Annotated in this window: 18 protein-coding genes, 1 other RNA gene and 1 pseudogene; 11 read left to right on the top strand and 9 right to left on the bottom strand. The window is 47.8% G+C overall.

The window, feature by feature from the left end:
- Nucleotides 1-5 precede the first annotated feature (5 nt).
- From ACTG2W_RS00725 to ACTG2W_RS00680, 10 genes and pseudogenes are all read left to right on the top strand, one after another.
- A pseudogene (locus ACTG2W_RS00725) lies at nt 6-979 on the top strand (IS3 family transposase); the annotation flags it as partial.
- A 357-nt stretch (nt 980-1,336) separates the two neighbouring features.
- Nucleotides 1,337-1,903: a recombinase family protein gene (locus ACTG2W_RS00720; RefSeq protein WP_106843796.1), complete on the top strand. Its 567-nt coding sequence runs from the start codon at nt 1,337-1,339 to the stop codon at nt 1,901-1,903.
- Between the two features lie 1,184 nt (nt 1,904-3,087).
- A complete protein-coding gene (locus ACTG2W_RS00715; protein WP_128835573.1) occupies nt 3,088-3,570 on the top strand; it encodes a hypothetical protein in 483 nt (160 codons plus the stop codon).
- A gap of 27 nt (nt 3,571-3,597) precedes the next feature.
- Nucleotides 3,598-3,855 carry a hypothetical protein gene (locus tag ACTG2W_RS00710; RefSeq protein ID WP_106843795.1) on the top strand — a complete coding sequence of 86 codons (258 nt, stop codon included), beginning with the start codon at nt 3,598-3,600 and terminating at the stop codon, nt 3,853-3,855.
- Complete coding sequence (locus ACTG2W_RS00705; RefSeq protein ID WP_106843794.1) at nt 3,855-4,118, top strand: acetyl-CoA acetyltransferase; 264 nt, start codon at nt 3,855-3,857, stop codon at nt 4,116-4,118. The genes ACTG2W_RS00710 and ACTG2W_RS00705 overlap by 1 nt, the downstream gene beginning before the upstream one ends.
- 364 nt (nt 4,119-4,482) lie before the next feature.
- Nucleotides 4,483-5,286, top strand: a complete 804-nt coding sequence (locus ACTG2W_RS00700) for a Rha family transcriptional regulator (RefSeq protein WP_106843793.1) — start codon at nt 4,483-4,485, stop codon at nt 5,284-5,286.
- A gap of 27 nt (nt 5,287-5,313) precedes the next feature.
- The gene (locus ACTG2W_RS00695; protein WP_128835571.1) at nt 5,314-5,565 is read left to right on the top strand and encodes a hypothetical protein; all 252 of its coding nucleotides are present in this window, start codon (nt 5,314-5,316) and stop codon (nt 5,563-5,565) included.
- Nucleotides 5,566-5,567: 2 nt separating this feature from the next.
- Nucleotides 5,568-5,777 (top strand): hypothetical protein, encoded by a 210-nt coding sequence (locus ACTG2W_RS00690; RefSeq protein WP_106843792.1) that lies wholly within the window; start codon nt 5,568-5,570, stop codon nt 5,775-5,777.
- A 78-nt stretch (nt 5,778-5,855) separates the two neighbouring features.
- Nucleotides 5,856-6,851, top strand: coding sequence for a hypothetical protein (locus ACTG2W_RS00685; RefSeq protein ID WP_106843791.1), 996 nt, complete (start codon nt 5,856-5,858; stop codon nt 6,849-6,851).
- Nucleotides 6,852-6,853: 2 nt separating this feature from the next.
- The gene (locus tag ACTG2W_RS00680; RefSeq protein ID WP_420093702.1) at nt 6,854-7,357 is read left to right on the top strand and encodes an HNH endonuclease; all 504 of its coding nucleotides are present in this window, start codon (nt 6,854-6,856) and stop codon (nt 7,355-7,357) included.
- Nucleotides 7,358-7,440: 83 nt separating this feature from the next.
- Here the strand turns inward: ACTG2W_RS00680 and ffs are convergent.
- Nucleotides 7,441-7,534, bottom strand: an RNA gene (gene ffs / locus ACTG2W_RS00675) — signal recognition particle sRNA small type.
- 269 nt (nt 7,535-7,803) lie between these two features.
- Between ffs and ACTG2W_RS00670 the strand changes: the two genes are divergently transcribed.
- On the top strand, nt 7,804-7,986 hold the full coding sequence (locus tag ACTG2W_RS00670; protein WP_021230269.1) for a hypothetical protein: 183 nt from the start codon (nt 7,804-7,806) through the stop codon (nt 7,984-7,986).
- A 278-nt stretch (nt 7,987-8,264) separates the two neighbouring features.
- Here ACTG2W_RS00670 and ACTG2W_RS00665 read toward each other — a convergent pair whose 3' ends face one another.
- The 8 genes from ACTG2W_RS00665 to ACTG2W_RS00630 all read right to left on the bottom strand — a co-directional run bounded on the left by ACTG2W_RS00665 (nt 8,265) and on the right by ACTG2W_RS00630 (nt 14,369).
- Nucleotides 8,265-9,071: a hypothetical protein gene (locus tag ACTG2W_RS00665; RefSeq protein WP_016350878.1), complete on the bottom strand. Its 807-nt coding sequence runs from the start codon at nt 9,069-9,071 to the stop codon at nt 8,265-8,267.
- A gap of 26 nt (nt 9,072-9,097) precedes the next feature.
- Nucleotides 9,098-9,649 (bottom strand): recombinase family protein, encoded by a 552-nt coding sequence (locus ACTG2W_RS00660; RefSeq protein WP_060389232.1) that lies wholly within the window; start codon nt 9,647-9,649, stop codon nt 9,098-9,100.
- Nucleotides 9,650-9,889: 240 nt separating this feature from the next.
- On the bottom strand, nt 9,890-10,033 hold the full coding sequence (locus tag ACTG2W_RS00655; protein WP_181281642.1) for a hypothetical protein: 144 nt from the start codon (nt 10,031-10,033) through the stop codon (nt 9,890-9,892).
- Nucleotides 10,030-10,170: a hypothetical protein gene (locus tag ACTG2W_RS00650; RefSeq protein WP_181281641.1), complete on the bottom strand. Its 141-nt coding sequence runs from the start codon at nt 10,168-10,170 to the stop codon at nt 10,030-10,032. Before ACTG2W_RS00650 ends, ACTG2W_RS00655 begins: the two co-directional genes overlap by 4 nt.
- Before the next feature lie 5 nt (nt 10,171-10,175).
- Nucleotides 10,176-10,544, bottom strand: a complete 369-nt coding sequence (locus ACTG2W_RS00645) for a DUF2787 family protein (protein WP_005345165.1) — start codon at nt 10,542-10,544, stop codon at nt 10,176-10,178.
- The gene (gene radC, locus ACTG2W_RS00640) at nt 10,541-11,008 is read right to left on the bottom strand and encodes a RadC family protein (RefSeq protein ID WP_106843790.1); all 468 of its coding nucleotides are present in this window, start codon (nt 11,006-11,008) and stop codon (nt 10,541-10,543) included. The genes ACTG2W_RS00645 and radC overlap by 4 nt, the downstream gene beginning before the upstream one ends.
- Nucleotides 11,009-11,845: 837 nt before the next feature.
- Entirely contained in the window at nt 11,846-13,576 is a 1,731-nt protein-coding gene (locus ACTG2W_RS00635; RefSeq protein WP_440015971.1) for an Ig-like domain-containing protein, read from the bottom strand.
- A gap of 88 nt (nt 13,577-13,664) precedes the next feature.
- Complete coding sequence (locus tag ACTG2W_RS00630) at nt 13,665-14,369, bottom strand: EAL domain-containing protein (protein ID WP_106843787.1); 705 nt, start codon at nt 14,367-14,369, stop codon at nt 13,665-13,667.
- Nucleotides 14,370-14,458 lie beyond the last annotated feature (89 nt).

Raw genomic sequence — 14,458 nt, 5'->3', positions numbered from 1 at the left:
TCTGGCCGTCCACTGCGAATATTCAGGAGCTGGAAGCCTGTATCAATCGACTCGAACGTGAAAAGGACATTCTAAAAAAGGCTACTGCTCTCTTGATGGCAGATGAGTTCACACGTACGCGCTGATAGACCGACTAAGGGAGCAAGCCCCCATCACTCTGGTCTGCTGCGCTTTCGATGTTCCAACATCCTGTTTTTACGACTATCTGGCTCGCAGGCGGACGATTAACCGTGAGCGCATGCGGCAGCGCGGTGAGTTACGCCGCTTGTTCAAAGAGAGCAGGTGCTCGGCAGGCAGCCGCGCCTTGATGTCGATGATGAGGGAGTTGGGGTATCAGATTGGTTGATTTAAAGTACGTAACCTGATGAAGGAAGCCAGGTTGGCATCCAAACAGCCGGGCGCACACCGTTATAAGGTGGCGCAGTCTGAACGACCGGACATTCCCAATCTGTTGGCCCGCGAATTTGATGTCCAGCAACCCAATCAGGTGTGGTGTGGCGATATCACCTACGTCTGGGCAGGTGGTTGTTGGAATTACCTGGCCGCAGTGCTCGACCTTCATACCCGGCGGGTCGTGGGCTGGGCGATGTCTGATAAACCTGATGCAGAATTGGCAATCAAAGCACTGGAGATGGCCTATCAGCAGCGGGGTTGCCCATCCGGTGTGCTGTTTCACTCTGACCAGGGCAGCCTATATGGCAGCCGGGCATTTAGGCAACGAGTGTGGCGCTATCGCATGACCCAGAGCATGAGTCGGCGTGGCAACTGCTGGGATAACGCCCCGATGGAGCGGTTGTTCAGAAGCCTGAAGTCAGAGTGGCTCCCGGCTATGGGATATATGAGCTTGCGAGAGGCGAAGCGGGATATCAGTTACTACCTGATGGCTCACTACAACTGGCGGCGTCCACATCACAACAATGACGGGATACCGCCAGCAAAAGCCGAAGATCGGCCTAACCAAGTGTCCGGATTTAGTTGACCACTACAGTATTGCTTGGGTCAGGGGCGCAGAAGAGCCGACTTTAAAATAGTCCGGACTTCTCTGGGGTGTTCTGCCCTGCCCTGCCCTGCTTCGAGTTTCCCCCATAGGGCCTAGGTGGCTTGTAAATACCTGACTGAATGAGAGGAACTGAGCAGATGCACTAGGAAAGAGCAGGCATCCAGAGGGCTAACAATGTGCTAGGTGAGCTGTCTAGCTGGTGTCATCAAACATCCGTATGTTGACACCAGATAGCTAATATCACTGGAGGTATCAACTAAATAGCAAGATAGACTTGTTGACACCAGATGCATTAATGATACCATTAGATGACACCACATCTTTTGGAGCTTAACTATGTCCCGCATCTTTGCTTACTGCCGCGTATCTACTATAGAGCAGACTGTCGAGAACCAAGTTCTTGAGATTGCTAAGCGTGGATACATTGTAGAGCCTAACCGGATTATCCCTGAGACCATATCAGGCTCGACCCAAGCCAGCACTCGCCCAGAGTTCAAGAAGCTGCTGGAGAAGATGGAGAAGGGCGATACCTTGGTTGTGCTGAAGCTAGACCGACTGGGCAGGGATAACATTGACGTTCAGACAACTATCAGCAACCTGACCGAGCAGGGGATAAAGGTTGTTTCCCTTGACTTGCCTGTGTCTGACCTGACATCACCAGAGGGAAAGCTCATGCTGCAACTAATGGGCGCCTTTGCCGAGTTCGAGCGCAACCGCATCAGAGAGCGCACTCAGGAGGGCTTACAGCGAGCCAAGGCCGAGGGCAAGCAGCTAGGCCGCCCAGTTGCTACGGACACCACTGAGGAAGTCCAGCGAGCCAAGGCGGATGGCCTGAGCCAGAGCAAAGCTGCCGAGAGACTGGGGCTATCCCTTGCAACCGTAAAGCGTCACTGGAACAAGTGAGCAGTGGCACGGCTAGGGGCCGTCATTGGGCCATAGGCAGCTTGAGGCGGCCAGCCCCTTGTCAGTGCATCAGGTGACAGAAGAAGTGCAGAGAGGGCCGTAGGCTGCTCTCACATGAAGCACGCCACTGACGTTCAACACTGGGTATCTGTCTGCACGTTCTACCTGTTCCCGACTGCTTGCCAGCCACTCCTCCCTACCCTCCAGACAACCCTCCATCAAGCCTCCTGCCACACCCTGAGCCGTTCCATTCTTCGGCTATGCCATGACATGCCCAGAGACGAAGGCGAGCCCTGAGCCCTCCCTGTGCGTCTCTTGTGTACTCCAGTAGACACCCGATGAATTGCACACAATAGATAGAGGCTGCCGAGCAGCAGCTTGAATACAACCGAATAAATATGCTCTATTGTCGAGTAAATGATTAAACACACACAATAGATATGACGCTAGAAATAGACCGCATGGCCAGCCCCTGCTGGTCAGGATTCATACAGCTGCAAGACCTGCCCGATGAGGGCTGAGCTACCGCAAGGTAGGCTTTCTCCATAAGCGCAATGGAGCAGCACAGAGACTTGAGCAAACCGTCTGTAACAAGATGGAGTGCTCATATTGATTAGAGTTTAGAAGAGACGGCATACCCAATTAAGTTGGATTGCTTGAGCGTAATGAACCGGCGCTTCTTCCTTTGGCTAATCAGTACCCAGATACAGCTACCACAGCCCAGCACCCTGCTGCAAGTTGATTGGTAACGAATATAGATGATACAGAGAATTGAGGCCCCTCTGTCACTCGCTATATTCGGGCTGTATCTGGGAGGCTTTGGTACTAGAAATAATAAGAAGAGTAAGAGCATTAAACTCATATACTCTTCTTCTTTATATTTCTTTTCTTTTCCCATCGTAGATGGAAAGCCATAAGTAATCTTTAGTAACCACTAGAGGTTTATATCGCACACCTGTCATGCAATATGGAATAGCTAACAACCTGCCATTCTCAAGAATGGTAACTCTCCATGCAAGCATGGGAAAAGAAAAGAGATATACGATGCAAGAGAAAGACCATAACATCAATAGCCTTATCGGCTGTTCCTGCTGGAGGGCTATACATGACTTATAAACTTACAGAATTACCGTCACTCCATGATTTGCTTTCCCGCATCGAGAAACTTGAGAAGGAGTTAGCAAATGTATCAACTAAATGAAATCCCAGAATATCGATTAGTATGGAGTAGCATATGGAGTAAAACCAGACCTAAACCAGAAATTGGTAATCTGCCACATGGCTTTACAGTTTGCGAAGAATGGCGAGAGTTATCTGATTTTGAACCTTGGTTCGAAGCAAACAAGATAGATGGCTATGAGCTAACTTGTGACATTTACGATAAGGACAATAAGCATTATTCACCAGATACAGTTTTATTTGTTCCACCACAACTAGCTATCTTACTTAGAAATAGAGGATCTGGACTCCCTATTGGTGTTTGGAAACATGGTGATGATTATCATGCAACTTACTGGTTTGGACAACGCCATTCTCTAGGTGGCTTTGTAGATGAGCCAAGTGCATGGAAAGCTTATGGACTACATGAGCTTAATAGATACCGAGGGAAGATAGCTGATGCGTTATATAACCACATCGAGAAGCAAATCACATTAGGTATTCGATAAGAAACCGCAACTTATAAGGAGCCCAATATGGCCATTAAAATGACTAACCCTGTAGCAGCACAGGCAGAGAAAGCCGCTGCATCTAGCAATCCTCAAATCCCTTCTCGCATGACCAAGGATGTCTATCAAGAAATGATGTCTCATCCGGCATATAAAGCAAACCTTAACTTTGCACAAAAGGTTGACCAAGTTCGTCGCAACTCAATTGGCATTGAACAGCGTGAATATGAAATTCAGCTTCGTAATGCTGCCCTCGGTCAAACTAATCTGCGAGGTGGTAAATAATGCCTGTAACTGGAGATAAGATTGGAAAGAGCGTTCAGACCTTTTCTGTTTCTGGTGCAGCGAATGCGCTAGTTACCGAGGTGAACCTCAAGAGTGCCACGCACCCCATCAATATTAAACACCTGTCCGGCAAGTACCCTGGCTGCTATGTCGCTGTGAAGTTGGCATCTGGCAAGATTACATTTGCTGTAGCTCAAGGTGATGCACCTACCGATGCATGGTCAATCCTTAGCCTAGTGGCTACCGATGTCGTACCCGTCTGATAAGGATCGCCAGTGGCTCAACAAGGCCAAGCAGTTACTGGCCCTTGCCTTAGCGTGGTCGAGGTTTCCCCTGCTCACATACACCCTCTGGTGGGCAATACAGCGCATTGCTAACAGGGGCAGCTAATGGCCCAACGATGGGAGCCAAACGCTATTAAACACACACAATAGAACAAGCACCAGAAAGCCTAATCGTTGCTGCTTCACCTCTGGCTGCTTGTTCACCCAATGACCCCGCAAGGTCATACATTCGACCGCTGAAAAGTCGTTGTCCTTCCTGCCCTCACGGTTACCGAGTGTAACGGTGGTCGAGGCCGGAGAGGGATGCGGCTTGAAAGGGCAACTACTTTTGAGGAAGTTACACATGAAGACCAAGATGAGTAAGACAGAGATGCTGGCAGCGATTAACCAGCAGCATGGGACGATGATTGAGCTGGGCCTTGATGGCGAGAATGCTGTTATCAGTTTGGTTAAGATTGCCGAGATTACTGGTCGTCGGCACGATGATTTGCTAAAGCGTGCTCGTTCATTCATTGCTGAACAGAAGTTAGGAGGGCTCGGAAATAATTCCGAGTCACCTTTCCGGTATGAGCTTACATCGTATGTGAATCAGCAAGGTAGAGAGCAGCCAACCTATAACCTTAACCGAGAGGCTTTCTACGACTTCACTCTGTCGATGAACGGAGAGAAAGAAGATGCAATCCGGAAGACTTACATCATTGCCTTCAAGGCACTTGAGCAGATGGCATTGGATGAAGCTCACCATGAAGTTGCTGACCTTCGATTGAAGTTGGCCCAGAAACTGGACACTGAGCAGTTAAGGGCCATTGCTCAAGAGATGGTGTGGCGCAAGGTAATTCCTAGCCGATGCTCTCGGGCTGATGCCTATCGTTGGCTCAAGGCTAACAGTGAAGACTTTCAAAGTTATTTCCGCACAATGAAAGAGTTTAACGAGGCTCTACATTGGGCTGAGATTATCTATTCTGAAAAAGGGAAAACTTGGCACGAGACTTGTGGTGATATAGCACTGAATAATGGTGTAGTTATTGAGGCATCCTTAACTAGGCAAGGTCACAAAGGCTCACCCCACCTAACTGCTTATGGAATCTTGTATATCCAAAAGAAAGCCAGTCAGTTGCACTCCCACTATATCAAGCATCGCCAGTAATAACCAAACTCATCTAGGAGATTCATAATGTTTAATAGTAAATATGTAGCCATTGTCAGCCTGCCATCAAATGAAGATTGTGAAATTGATTACGACATCTTTGAGGCTGATAGCTGTGACATCCGAATTGATGGCTCACTCCTTATTACCCTGCATGGTAAGCAAACCTGCTTGCTAGATTCTGGGTGCTGGTCTAACGTTTCTCTTGCCCCTGCATCTTCAATCAGTTGCAATAAGCCGAAAGATAATTCATTCCTGAGCAAAGACTTTCAGGAGTGATAATGGATAACGGCAAGCTCTTTAAGATAGAAGAAGATTTTCCAGATGACTTGCCAGCATCCACAATTAAGATGACAGAAATACCTAGCACAAGATGGGGGGTTAAAGGTAAACAGCTTTTACCAGAGACTAACCTAGGCCTTAGGAATATCTACCTCATTGCAGCACAGCAATACATTGAATACTGCAAGTCTCAGACACAACCAAGTTAACCACTATTATTTCCCTGCAACTCAGGTGCTCTATTTTCATCTGGGTTTTCTTATTCCATTTATTCAAGGAGACCGCACATGTCCTTTATCAATCTCGACCACAACACCCAGAAGCAAGTAATCATCAACATCCTGAATGCTAACCGAGCAGATATTAAGTCTGAGGCACTCGGCAAAGATTCCATGTCTATCGCCTCTTCTCTCTCCCCTATTGAGCTGCGCCATGATGGCGTTAACTTCGACCGTAACACCGTAGTCGATACTCTTGATTTCGAGATTCGTTGCCTACAGGTGACTGGCAAGTACAGCCATGATTCTGGCTTCCTGCCGAGCACCGAAGGAAAGACCCCAGCCCAATGGCTGATTGAGCTGGTAGCCCTTCGCCGTAAGGTTGATGGCTTTGCCAAGCCTGCCCGCACAATTGAGGAATGTGACCAACCCGCTGATAAGCGATTCGTTGAGAAGTTCGCTGGGTGGCGAGCACCGTTGCTTGTATCCCTGCACCCCACTTGGGCATCTTCTGTCTACAAGTGGCTGGCTGATGGCTCCGAATCTGACTATGCAAAGGTTCTGCGCTTCGATGCTGAGGCACCCAAGCAAGCCCTCGCTGACCTGAAGAAAGCGGCGGAAGCTAAGAACCCTGTTGCCGCTCATCGTCTGGTGACTACTGCCATGCACTCTGTGCGCCTGAGCCCTGCTGAAATTGAAGCGAACTATGCAATCATCAAGGCAGCTAGCATCACCCAGCCTGTCTACATGGAAGTTGAAAGCCAACTGTTCGGCATTGTAGGCACCCAGCAACTGCAAGTATCCCTTGCCAAGTATCTGGGCATCGACACCGAGAGCAAGCTGGGCCACCTGAAAGAGACTGTCTTTGCACAGAACAAGGCAGACTTTGATGCGCTGGTGCAGAAAGAGCTTGATGACGAACGAAAGGCAGCAGAAGCTGCAGCCCGCCAGTCAGAGATTGAACAGGCTATGTCACTGTCTGAGAAACTGGAGAAGGCCCGAGCTGCTGTAGCCGCAGGAACAGCAACCAAAGAGGAACTGGCCCTGTTCATGGCTAATTCCTGATTATGGTAACAGTAACCCAAATCAAGGGGGCGCTTTCACTGGCGCCCCAGTTTGCTAGGGGCGGTTCTGGCTTGGTCTGGCTAACAGGCCCGCGATGCGGACAGATGGCAGGGACAAGAACGAACCACGGTTACTATCAGGTTAAGTTCAAGGGGGAGCGCCTATATGCTCATCAACTGGTTGCCATGCTGGCTGACCTCAAGGACTGGAGATTACCAAGACGTGAGCCACTGAGATTTTGCATTGACCATCTAAACGGAATTAGGGATGACAACAGGCCAAGCAACCTTAGAGTGGTTACATATCGTCAGAATGCAGCCAATCAACAGTGCTACCGAGAGGGCAAGCTAATAGGTGCATGGTTTGAGAAACGAACTAGGAGATGGCGGTCACAGATAAGGGTGAAGGGTAGCCGGATTTGCTTAGGGACTTTCCCAACAGAGAAGGCTGCACACTGTGCTTATGTGAAGAAGTTAGGTGAACTTGGCATGACCTTAGCGAGCTGATAATCTTTGTAGGTCATCCACATAAGTTGGATCACCTAGCAGATATACATGCTAAGTAATTGATATATAAAGAAAAGTGGTGGCCCTACCAGCCACATCCCGGCACTCGAGTCCCCCGCCTTGGCTGCTACCTTCCGGTCCTGACCAGGTCGACGGGTTATCAATGCGAGCCCAAATAAATCAGGCACTTGGGGATGGAACTGATTGCCATCACAGTGTTCTGAAACCTCAACAAGCGAGAATCCGCCGGAAGTACGGTCATCCACATCAAGTGGACATGCTTAAGTTGGTAACAAACAGGCCAATCCTACCCGCCCTCTCCCGTACACTGCAAGCACCTCATTACAGGCCCCACCCCCGCCCTCAGCAGCTCAACAATCAACCCAATATTGAGCAAAATGAAATCTAATGGTAACTTTGGGTCTCACTTAAACCCGAGGTGACATATGGCTACGAACACAGGCAAAGGCTATCGACAAGGTTCCGTCAACGACCGTACCCAAGTTCAGAACCCGGTTAATGGGAACTGGACGAAACGCGATACGGATAGCGGCAAGTTTATCGAGCAGAAACAAGGTGGGGAGCCCTTCAAAGGGGTAGCCAAAGAAACCGACAACCGCCGGAAGTGAGTTTATCGATGACCGACCAGTGTTCTTGTGGCCAGCCCCTCAACCATTCAGTTGTGTTCCATCAAAACGGGCAGAAACTCAAAAGCTGCCCGAACTGTTCAGAACAGGCTGGCGTTCATGTGTTCTATCGGGCAGGAGAATTCGGATTCAGACGGATGGCTGGTGTAACCAGGATACAATCATGGTGCCGTGGTTGCCGAGCCAAGCACCGCTACCGGCTTGATGCCTTGCATACCTGCTAAAGAAAAGGAGCTCTGATGTGAGCTCCTTCAAGTCTACTAGGCCAGAATCGCCACTGCCGGAAACAGCAGAAGCAAATGGAACACCAACAGGATCGGGGTAGGATAGCCCTGTGCCTTCCCTAGCGCCTCTTTCGCCTCTTCTGCAAGGTTATCGCTGTTGCGGTAACTGGGGATCAGGAAGAGCAGAGCCAAGCCAATGTAGACCATCACTTGGCCTGCCAATATCCATGAATCGTAACCCATTGAGGACAGCTGCTCTGCTGTCTTGGCTTTCACATCAAAGCCCCGCCCATAGACCTCTGCATTAATTCTCGAATGTTCGGCAAACATTGTGAACCACGCTGACCGCTCAATGCTTAGGAACCACCCAAGGATCACCCCTGCAGCTGTCATCGCTACGGTCGCTACACCAATCATACGGCTCAGTGGGTCTGTGAGTGCGGCTGCCTGGAGGCGTTTCTCGTAGCCAATAAAGACCAGAATGGCCCAGTGCAATGTCCCAACGACAACTGTGCTCATGATGAGCCATAGCCCTGCTTTGTAGTTAATGCTTAACCCCATTCGAGGCAGCAGAAACTGCCAGGCGAGCACGAGAAGTGCCGTCAGCCACAACCCCCACAGGTGAGCCCTCAGCATGCCCGAGAGATAGGCGTTATAACTGCAGATCCCGCCCCGCAGATAAGGGTTGTTGTTGACCTCGCTTGAATTGGACGGAAGTTCCAGTCGCACAGATTGCTTTAGCCAATCGCGATAGCGGGCCCACTTACCTGCGACCTGTGCCGATGCAGTTTCCCGCTGCTCGAAGAACCGGCCGGACTCTTGTTTCGTCTTCTCTTGTTCCATGTCGTTTTCCTTGTTGTCAAAACTATTCATTCGCCAGACAGTCCACGCAAGATCCGCTGCACACTGGAGAGACTGATCCCCGTTCGACGTGCGATTTCGGCCTTGGCTAGTCCCCGTTCAGCGAGTGACAGCACCTCCTCCCCTTTAGCCATGGCGGTCGGCTTGCGACCTTTGTAGACCCCACGCTGTTTTGCCATAGCAATCCCTTCTGCCTGACGCTCCAGCATCAGCTCCCGCTCAAACGTGGCGATGGCACCGATCATGGTTAACATCAGTTTTCCGGTAGGTGTCGAGGTATCGATACCCAGATTCAAAATCCTCAGAGCAACCCGCTTAGCGTGCAGGTACTCCGAGATTTCCAACAGATGGCGAGTGTTGCGAGCCAAACGATCCAGCTTGGTCACCATCACCACGTCTCCCTCACGAACAAAATCCAGCATCAACGCGAGCTGCGGGCGGTCATCCTTGGCCCCGCTCACCTTCTCCCTGAATATCTTGCTGCACTCGGCCAGTGCCTGAAGCTGGGCATCCAGGCTCTGCCCCACAGTGCTGACACGTGCATATCCCACCAGTGCCATGGTCTCCTCCTGGTCAATAGGGCAAGGTACACTGACGCGACCGGTCAGAAGGTCGAAAGGAACCCATATGACCGGCAAAAAGTGGCACTTTCGCTCGCGTCACACGGGCTTGGTCTATTGACCTGTGCCAGTGATACAAATGAAAACGGGCCGCTCCGTGATGGAGGGCCCGCAGGGGTAGTCAACCAGATGCTCTGGCTGCTCTATCTATTGGTCATGCAGGGTGCCGACCGGGGGATCTCAATGACGTGTCGCCCCGCCCGGCATCCGTAATACCTTGGCCAGCTCCTCGGCGTGAGTCTTGTCACGGGCGATTAGGCGGATCATCAGGGTTCCCCCTGCAATGGCAACCAGCGTCACCGAGGTCAGGATCATTTTGTTCATAGGTAGTCCTCTTCGTTCATGTTGTAGAAGTGTGGCGGCATGTAGCGGGCCATCATCGCGTTGACGATGACAGACGCGAACGCCGTCAGGGCTGCTTTCAAGGCGTCCAGCAGCAGGGCTTTCGTGAAGTCGTTCATTTCGATTACTCAGGGGTTATCTTCAGGCGGTAGACCTCCATCCGGTGATAGTCGAGAAAGTTCCTCTCCCAGAGCCGGTAGAGGTCCATGGTGGTGGCCAGCGGCCGCTCTCCACACCAGAGCTGGGAGGCCAGCCCGGCGTTGAAGTCAAAATCGAGATCCTTGACCAGCTCGCCACCGAGGTAAGTGAACTCGGTGACGTAGGCCATCCCCCAGCTCCCAGCCCGTTTCTCCAGACGGATTTCGACCGGACGGTAACCGCCCGTGTCGGCGGAATAATCGGGACTACGGAAGTTGAGAGTCAGGGCGGTAGCATCGGGGTGGAGGTCGATTAACTTGGCGAACAGGGCCTGTAGCGGTTTGGATGGGGTCATAGCAGTCTCCTGTCGGCAAACGAGACGACGTCGTGCTGTCCCACCACAAAGTGGTCGAGCACTCGCACGTCTACCATCTCAAGCAGATCCTTGAGACGAGTGGTAATCGCTTTGTCTGCATCTGAAGGGTCGACCATACCGGAGGGATGATTGTGGGCCAGAATGACCGCTGCGGCGTTTTTGTTGAGGGCCGCCTTGACCACCTCACGGGGGTGAACAGTGCCCGCATTGATGGTGCCGAAGAACAGCTCCTGGTAATCGAGCAGTCGGTGTTGATTGTCGAGCAGCATGACGGCGAACACTTCCCGCTCGTACTCCCCCATCTTGAGCCGAAGGAAGTCTGCTGCCGCTTTGGGTTGAGTGAATACATGGCCCAGATGCCGCTGTCGGCTTTCCAGAATCGCCAATGCCTGATTGATGATGTGATCGCCCTGTCCGGGGTGATCGTCGTAGTGGTGTGACATAACAGTAACCTCGCGTCGTTTGGGTACATGAGTTACTTATGCCAGTATATTTTCCAATTATTGGAGCCGTTCGAAATCGATATAACAAGCGTATGCGAAATATATAAAAACTCTCATATTTTAAGATCTAAATCACGGATTTAACTATAACCAGATGATAGCTTTGACATCGTGGCGAAACATACTTTAAACTTTAGAGTAGTAGTTCGCTGAACCGATAATAAAATAACAAATTAATACTAAAATCTCTTTTCTGGAATGTGCAAACATCATGTAAATCATGTCACTAATCATACATGGGAGACATAGTATGGAATATAAATGCATCATTCCATCTCAATTTGAAGAGTTTGGTTTTATAATCGAAAAGCCGAATCAAAACCATGAGGTTACTCTCACTAAGACCCCCATCATTGGGTATTGCATCTATCTATCAGAGACGAAGAACGAAGAGATTAATGTATTCACATTACCTCTATGTACGGTCGGTGAAAATCGTGATCCTACGTTCATTCAGCGCTACGACAGGACATTCACAGATGTGAATGGAGAACAGCAATTTTATTCCTTGATCGAAGTTATGTCTTATTATGGTTACGAGCCAGACGACCTAGAGACTCCCTTTCCACTAAATTCTAACGACCTATCTAAATATATCTGGCGACCACAGAGAAATCCAACCGACAACTCGCCACAGATTTAACACCATATAGAAGAATAAATAGACCCTATCCTTAACAAAGGATATGGGTCTATCTAAATTATTGAATCATAATCACATCAATATCAACATAGCAGTCTGTAGCTCCAAGAACAAACTAACTTAGTTTTAATTCACTATTGAACACATGTAACATAACTATAATATGTATCACGTCCATGCCCAATGGTAACACCATTACGAAGATGAACATTATAATGCCCCTTTGAGGTGGCAAAAGTTGATGTCCAATAAACGACATCTGTTTTCCATCCAAGCAAGGTATTGACTTTATTGTCCGGATATGACGTGTATAATGTCTCTAATTCAATTCTAGTCGGTAATCGCCAGCCAGTCTCCAACTCCGTTGCACAATAATCATTCGCGCTAACCCAATTTCGAAAAACAAAATCCGGTACAGAAAACTTTCCCACAGAATCCACTACGACCCATTTATTTATCTCAACTGAGACACTATTACTTGTAATACCATCTTTACTAGCCGTAATGGTTGTTCTTCCGGCCTCACTCCCTCTTAGCAAGCCTTCTTGGCTTATCGTAGCAAGGTTTACATCTTCGACAAGCCAAGCAACTGAGTTAGTAATATCTCCCGTAGTACTATCACTGTATGTGGCAGTTGCTACTAATTGCAGACTTTGACCCTTCGCGATAGAAATCGTGACAGGTGTGACCTGAATTGAGTTTATCACTGCATCCGTTATCTCAACTGAGACACTATTACTTGTAATACCATCTTTACTAGCCGTAATGGTTGTTCTTCCAGCCTCACTCCCTCTTAGCAAGCCTTCTTGGCTTATCGTAGCAAGGTTTACATCTTCGACAAGCCAAGCAACTGAGTTAGTAATATCTCCCATAGTACTATCACTGTAGGTGGCAGTTGCTACTAATTGCTGACTTTGGCCCTTCGCGATAGAAGTTGTGACTGGTGTGATCTGAATTGAGTTTATCACTGCATCCGTTATCTCAACCGAGACACTATTACTTGTAATACCATCTTTACTAGCCGTAATGGTTGTTCTTCCGGCCTCACTCCCTCTTAGCAAGCCTTCTTGGCTTATCGTAGCAAGGTTTACATCTTCGACAAGCCAAGCAACTGAGTTAGTAATATCTCCCATAGTACTATCACTGTAGGTGGCAGTTGCTACTAATTGCTGACTTTGGCCCTTCGCGATAGAAGTTGTGACTGGTGTGATCTGAATTGAGTTTATCACTGCATCCGTTATCTCAACCGAGACACTATTACTTGTAATACCATCTTTACTAGCCGTAATGGTTGTTCTTCCGGCCTCACTTCCTATTATCAAGCCCTCTTGGCTTATCGTAGCAAGGTTTACATCTTCGATAAGCCACGCAACTGAGTTAGTAATATCTCCCGTAGTACTATCACTGTAGGTGGCAGTTGCTACTAATTGCTGACTTTGGCCCTTCGCGATAGAAGTTGTGACTGGTGTGATCTGAATTGAGTTTATCACTGCATCCGTTATCTCAACTGAGACACTATTACTTGTAATACCATCTTTACTAGCCGTAATGGTTGTTCTTCCGGCCTCACTCCCTATTAGCAAGCCCTCTTGGCTTATCGTAGCACTGAGTTCATTACTTGAGTACCAAAATACTTGCTTTGTGATTTTTTCTGTAGTGCCATTCTCATAATAAGCCATTGCAATAAATGGTTGAGAACCACCCTTTGCAACTTTAATATCACTAGTCCCTAAATTAATTAACGGGTGCGGTGTAATAGATATTTTCTGTAGTGCGCCTTTATTATCACCACCTTTATTTTCATCTCCACAAGCGCCCAAAAAAATGACAAGAAAAATTGACAAGATAATTTTTACGCCAACCATTTATAAAATCTCATACACTGTACCATTCATTATTTTTACATTAAAAAAACACTAAACTTGGAGGTAAAAACACAAGAAATACATAGTTTCAACAAATAATAATTTCCTTCCATAAATACCCCTGTCCAAGTGTACTTCCAGATTTGATAGAAAATTCATGCTGCTCTTTTGTTTCAATGCCTTCCATTATAATATTTTTTGTTATCTTAGATATGTAAGAATCTTTGTTTAAAAAATCATAGTTGCCCATCAAAAAAACCTTCCAAAAATACTTCCTATCAACCTTCACCCCTTCAATGTAATTACTGTTTATCACGAGAGGTCGGCCATAATAATCATCAATCCAGATACCAACTCCCATATCCTGCATTTTTTCAAAACATTTTTTTTCTGCATCACTTAATGGAGCACACAAATCATTAAATTCAGAGCAATCGAATTCCAAAGACATCTCATAAGTTCTGCAAAATGGTATAAGCATAGAAGTGAAATCATTGTCACTGACTAAGCTTCGCCTTATGTTAAAGTAGAATACTTTCCCAGAATATATCTCTGGATGCTGACCCACCCATTTTTGAATTACTTCAAATTGCCTTATCAAAATCGATAAAAACTCATCATCACTAAGAACAGCAAAAGTGCTTTCATAATCAAATCCATTAACTAAACCAACATTATATACTTCATCAACTTTTGATAAGACCTCAAAGCCATGAACTATACAATTTTTTAATGCAACTATTGGTTCCAGCCTAACGGACATATCTATATTATTAACAAGATATAAGCCCATCACTACTCCTGTATTGTTCAGCTCAAACTGAATCCTATTGACTTCTATTGATAATATGACAATGTACTAAAACACATTCAATCTACGTT

The organism is Aeromonas sp. 96A (assembly GCF_051919165.1).
Classification (GTDB): domain Bacteria; phylum Pseudomonadota; class Gammaproteobacteria; order Enterobacterales; family Aeromonadaceae; genus Aeromonas; species Aeromonas veronii.
Note: the sequence above shows the minus strand (reverse complement) of the source record. Positions and strands in the feature narration are given on the sequence as shown.

What these genes read in the sequence shown, in the direction of transcription:
- ACTG2W_RS00650 (WP_181281641.1), bottom strand. Translation starts at nt 10,170, where the DNA reads ATGAACGACTTCACGAAAGCCCTGCTGCTGGACGCCTTGAAAGCAGCC.
- ACTG2W_RS00655 (WP_181281642.1), bottom strand. Translation starts at nt 10,033, where the DNA reads ATGAACAAAATGATCCTGACCTCGGTGACGCTGGTTGCCATTGCAGGG.
- ACTG2W_RS00710 (WP_106843795.1), top strand. Translation starts at nt 3,598, where the DNA reads ATGGCCATTAAAATGACTAACCCTGTAGCAGCACAGGCAGAGAAAGCC.
- ACTG2W_RS00680 (WP_420093702.1), top strand. Translation starts at nt 6,854, where the DNA reads ATGGTAACAGTAACCCAAATCAAGGGGGCGCTTTCACTGGCGCCCCAG.
- ACTG2W_RS00665 (WP_016350878.1), bottom strand. Translation starts at nt 9,071, where the DNA reads ATGGAACAAGAGAAGACGAAACAAGAGTCCGGCCGGTTCTTCGAGCAG.
- ACTG2W_RS00660 (WP_060389232.1), bottom strand. Translation starts at nt 9,649, where the DNA reads ATGGCACTGGTGGGATATGCACGTGTCAGCACTGTGGGGCAGAGCCTG.
- ACTG2W_RS00635 (WP_440015971.1), bottom strand. Translation starts at nt 13,576, where the DNA reads ATGGTTGGCGTAAAAATTATCTTGTCAATTTTTCTTGTCATTTTTTTG.
- ACTG2W_RS00690 (WP_106843792.1), top strand. Translation starts at nt 5,568, where the DNA reads ATGGATAACGGCAAGCTCTTTAAGATAGAAGAAGATTTTCCAGATGAC.
- ACTG2W_RS00695 (WP_128835571.1), top strand. Translation starts at nt 5,314, where the DNA reads ATGTTTAATAGTAAATATGTAGCCATTGTCAGCCTGCCATCAAATGAA.
- ACTG2W_RS00685 (WP_106843791.1), top strand. Translation starts at nt 5,856, where the DNA reads ATGTCCTTTATCAATCTCGACCACAACACCCAGAAGCAAGTAATCATC.
- ACTG2W_RS00720 (WP_106843796.1), top strand. Translation starts at nt 1,337, where the DNA reads ATGTCCCGCATCTTTGCTTACTGCCGCGTATCTACTATAGAGCAGACT.
- ACTG2W_RS00715 (WP_128835573.1), top strand. Translation starts at nt 3,088, where the DNA reads ATGTATCAACTAAATGAAATCCCAGAATATCGATTAGTATGGAGTAGC.
- ACTG2W_RS00670 (WP_021230269.1), top strand. Translation starts at nt 7,804, where the DNA reads ATGGCTACGAACACAGGCAAAGGCTATCGACAAGGTTCCGTCAACGAC.
- ACTG2W_RS00630 (WP_106843787.1), bottom strand. Translation starts at nt 14,369, where the DNA reads ATGGGCTTATATCTTGTTAATAATATAGATATGTCCGTTAGGCTGGAA.
- radC (WP_106843790.1), bottom strand. Translation starts at nt 11,008, where the DNA reads ATGTCACACCACTACGACGATCACCCCGGACAGGGCGATCACATCATC.
- ACTG2W_RS00705 (WP_106843794.1), top strand. Translation starts at nt 3,855, where the DNA reads ATGCCTGTAACTGGAGATAAGATTGGAAAGAGCGTTCAGACCTTTTCT.
- ACTG2W_RS00700 (WP_106843793.1), top strand. Translation starts at nt 4,483, where the DNA reads ATGAAGACCAAGATGAGTAAGACAGAGATGCTGGCAGCGATTAACCAG.
- ACTG2W_RS00645 (WP_005345165.1), bottom strand. Translation starts at nt 10,544, where the DNA reads ATGACCCCATCCAAACCGCTACAGGCCCTGTTCGCCAAGTTAATCGAC.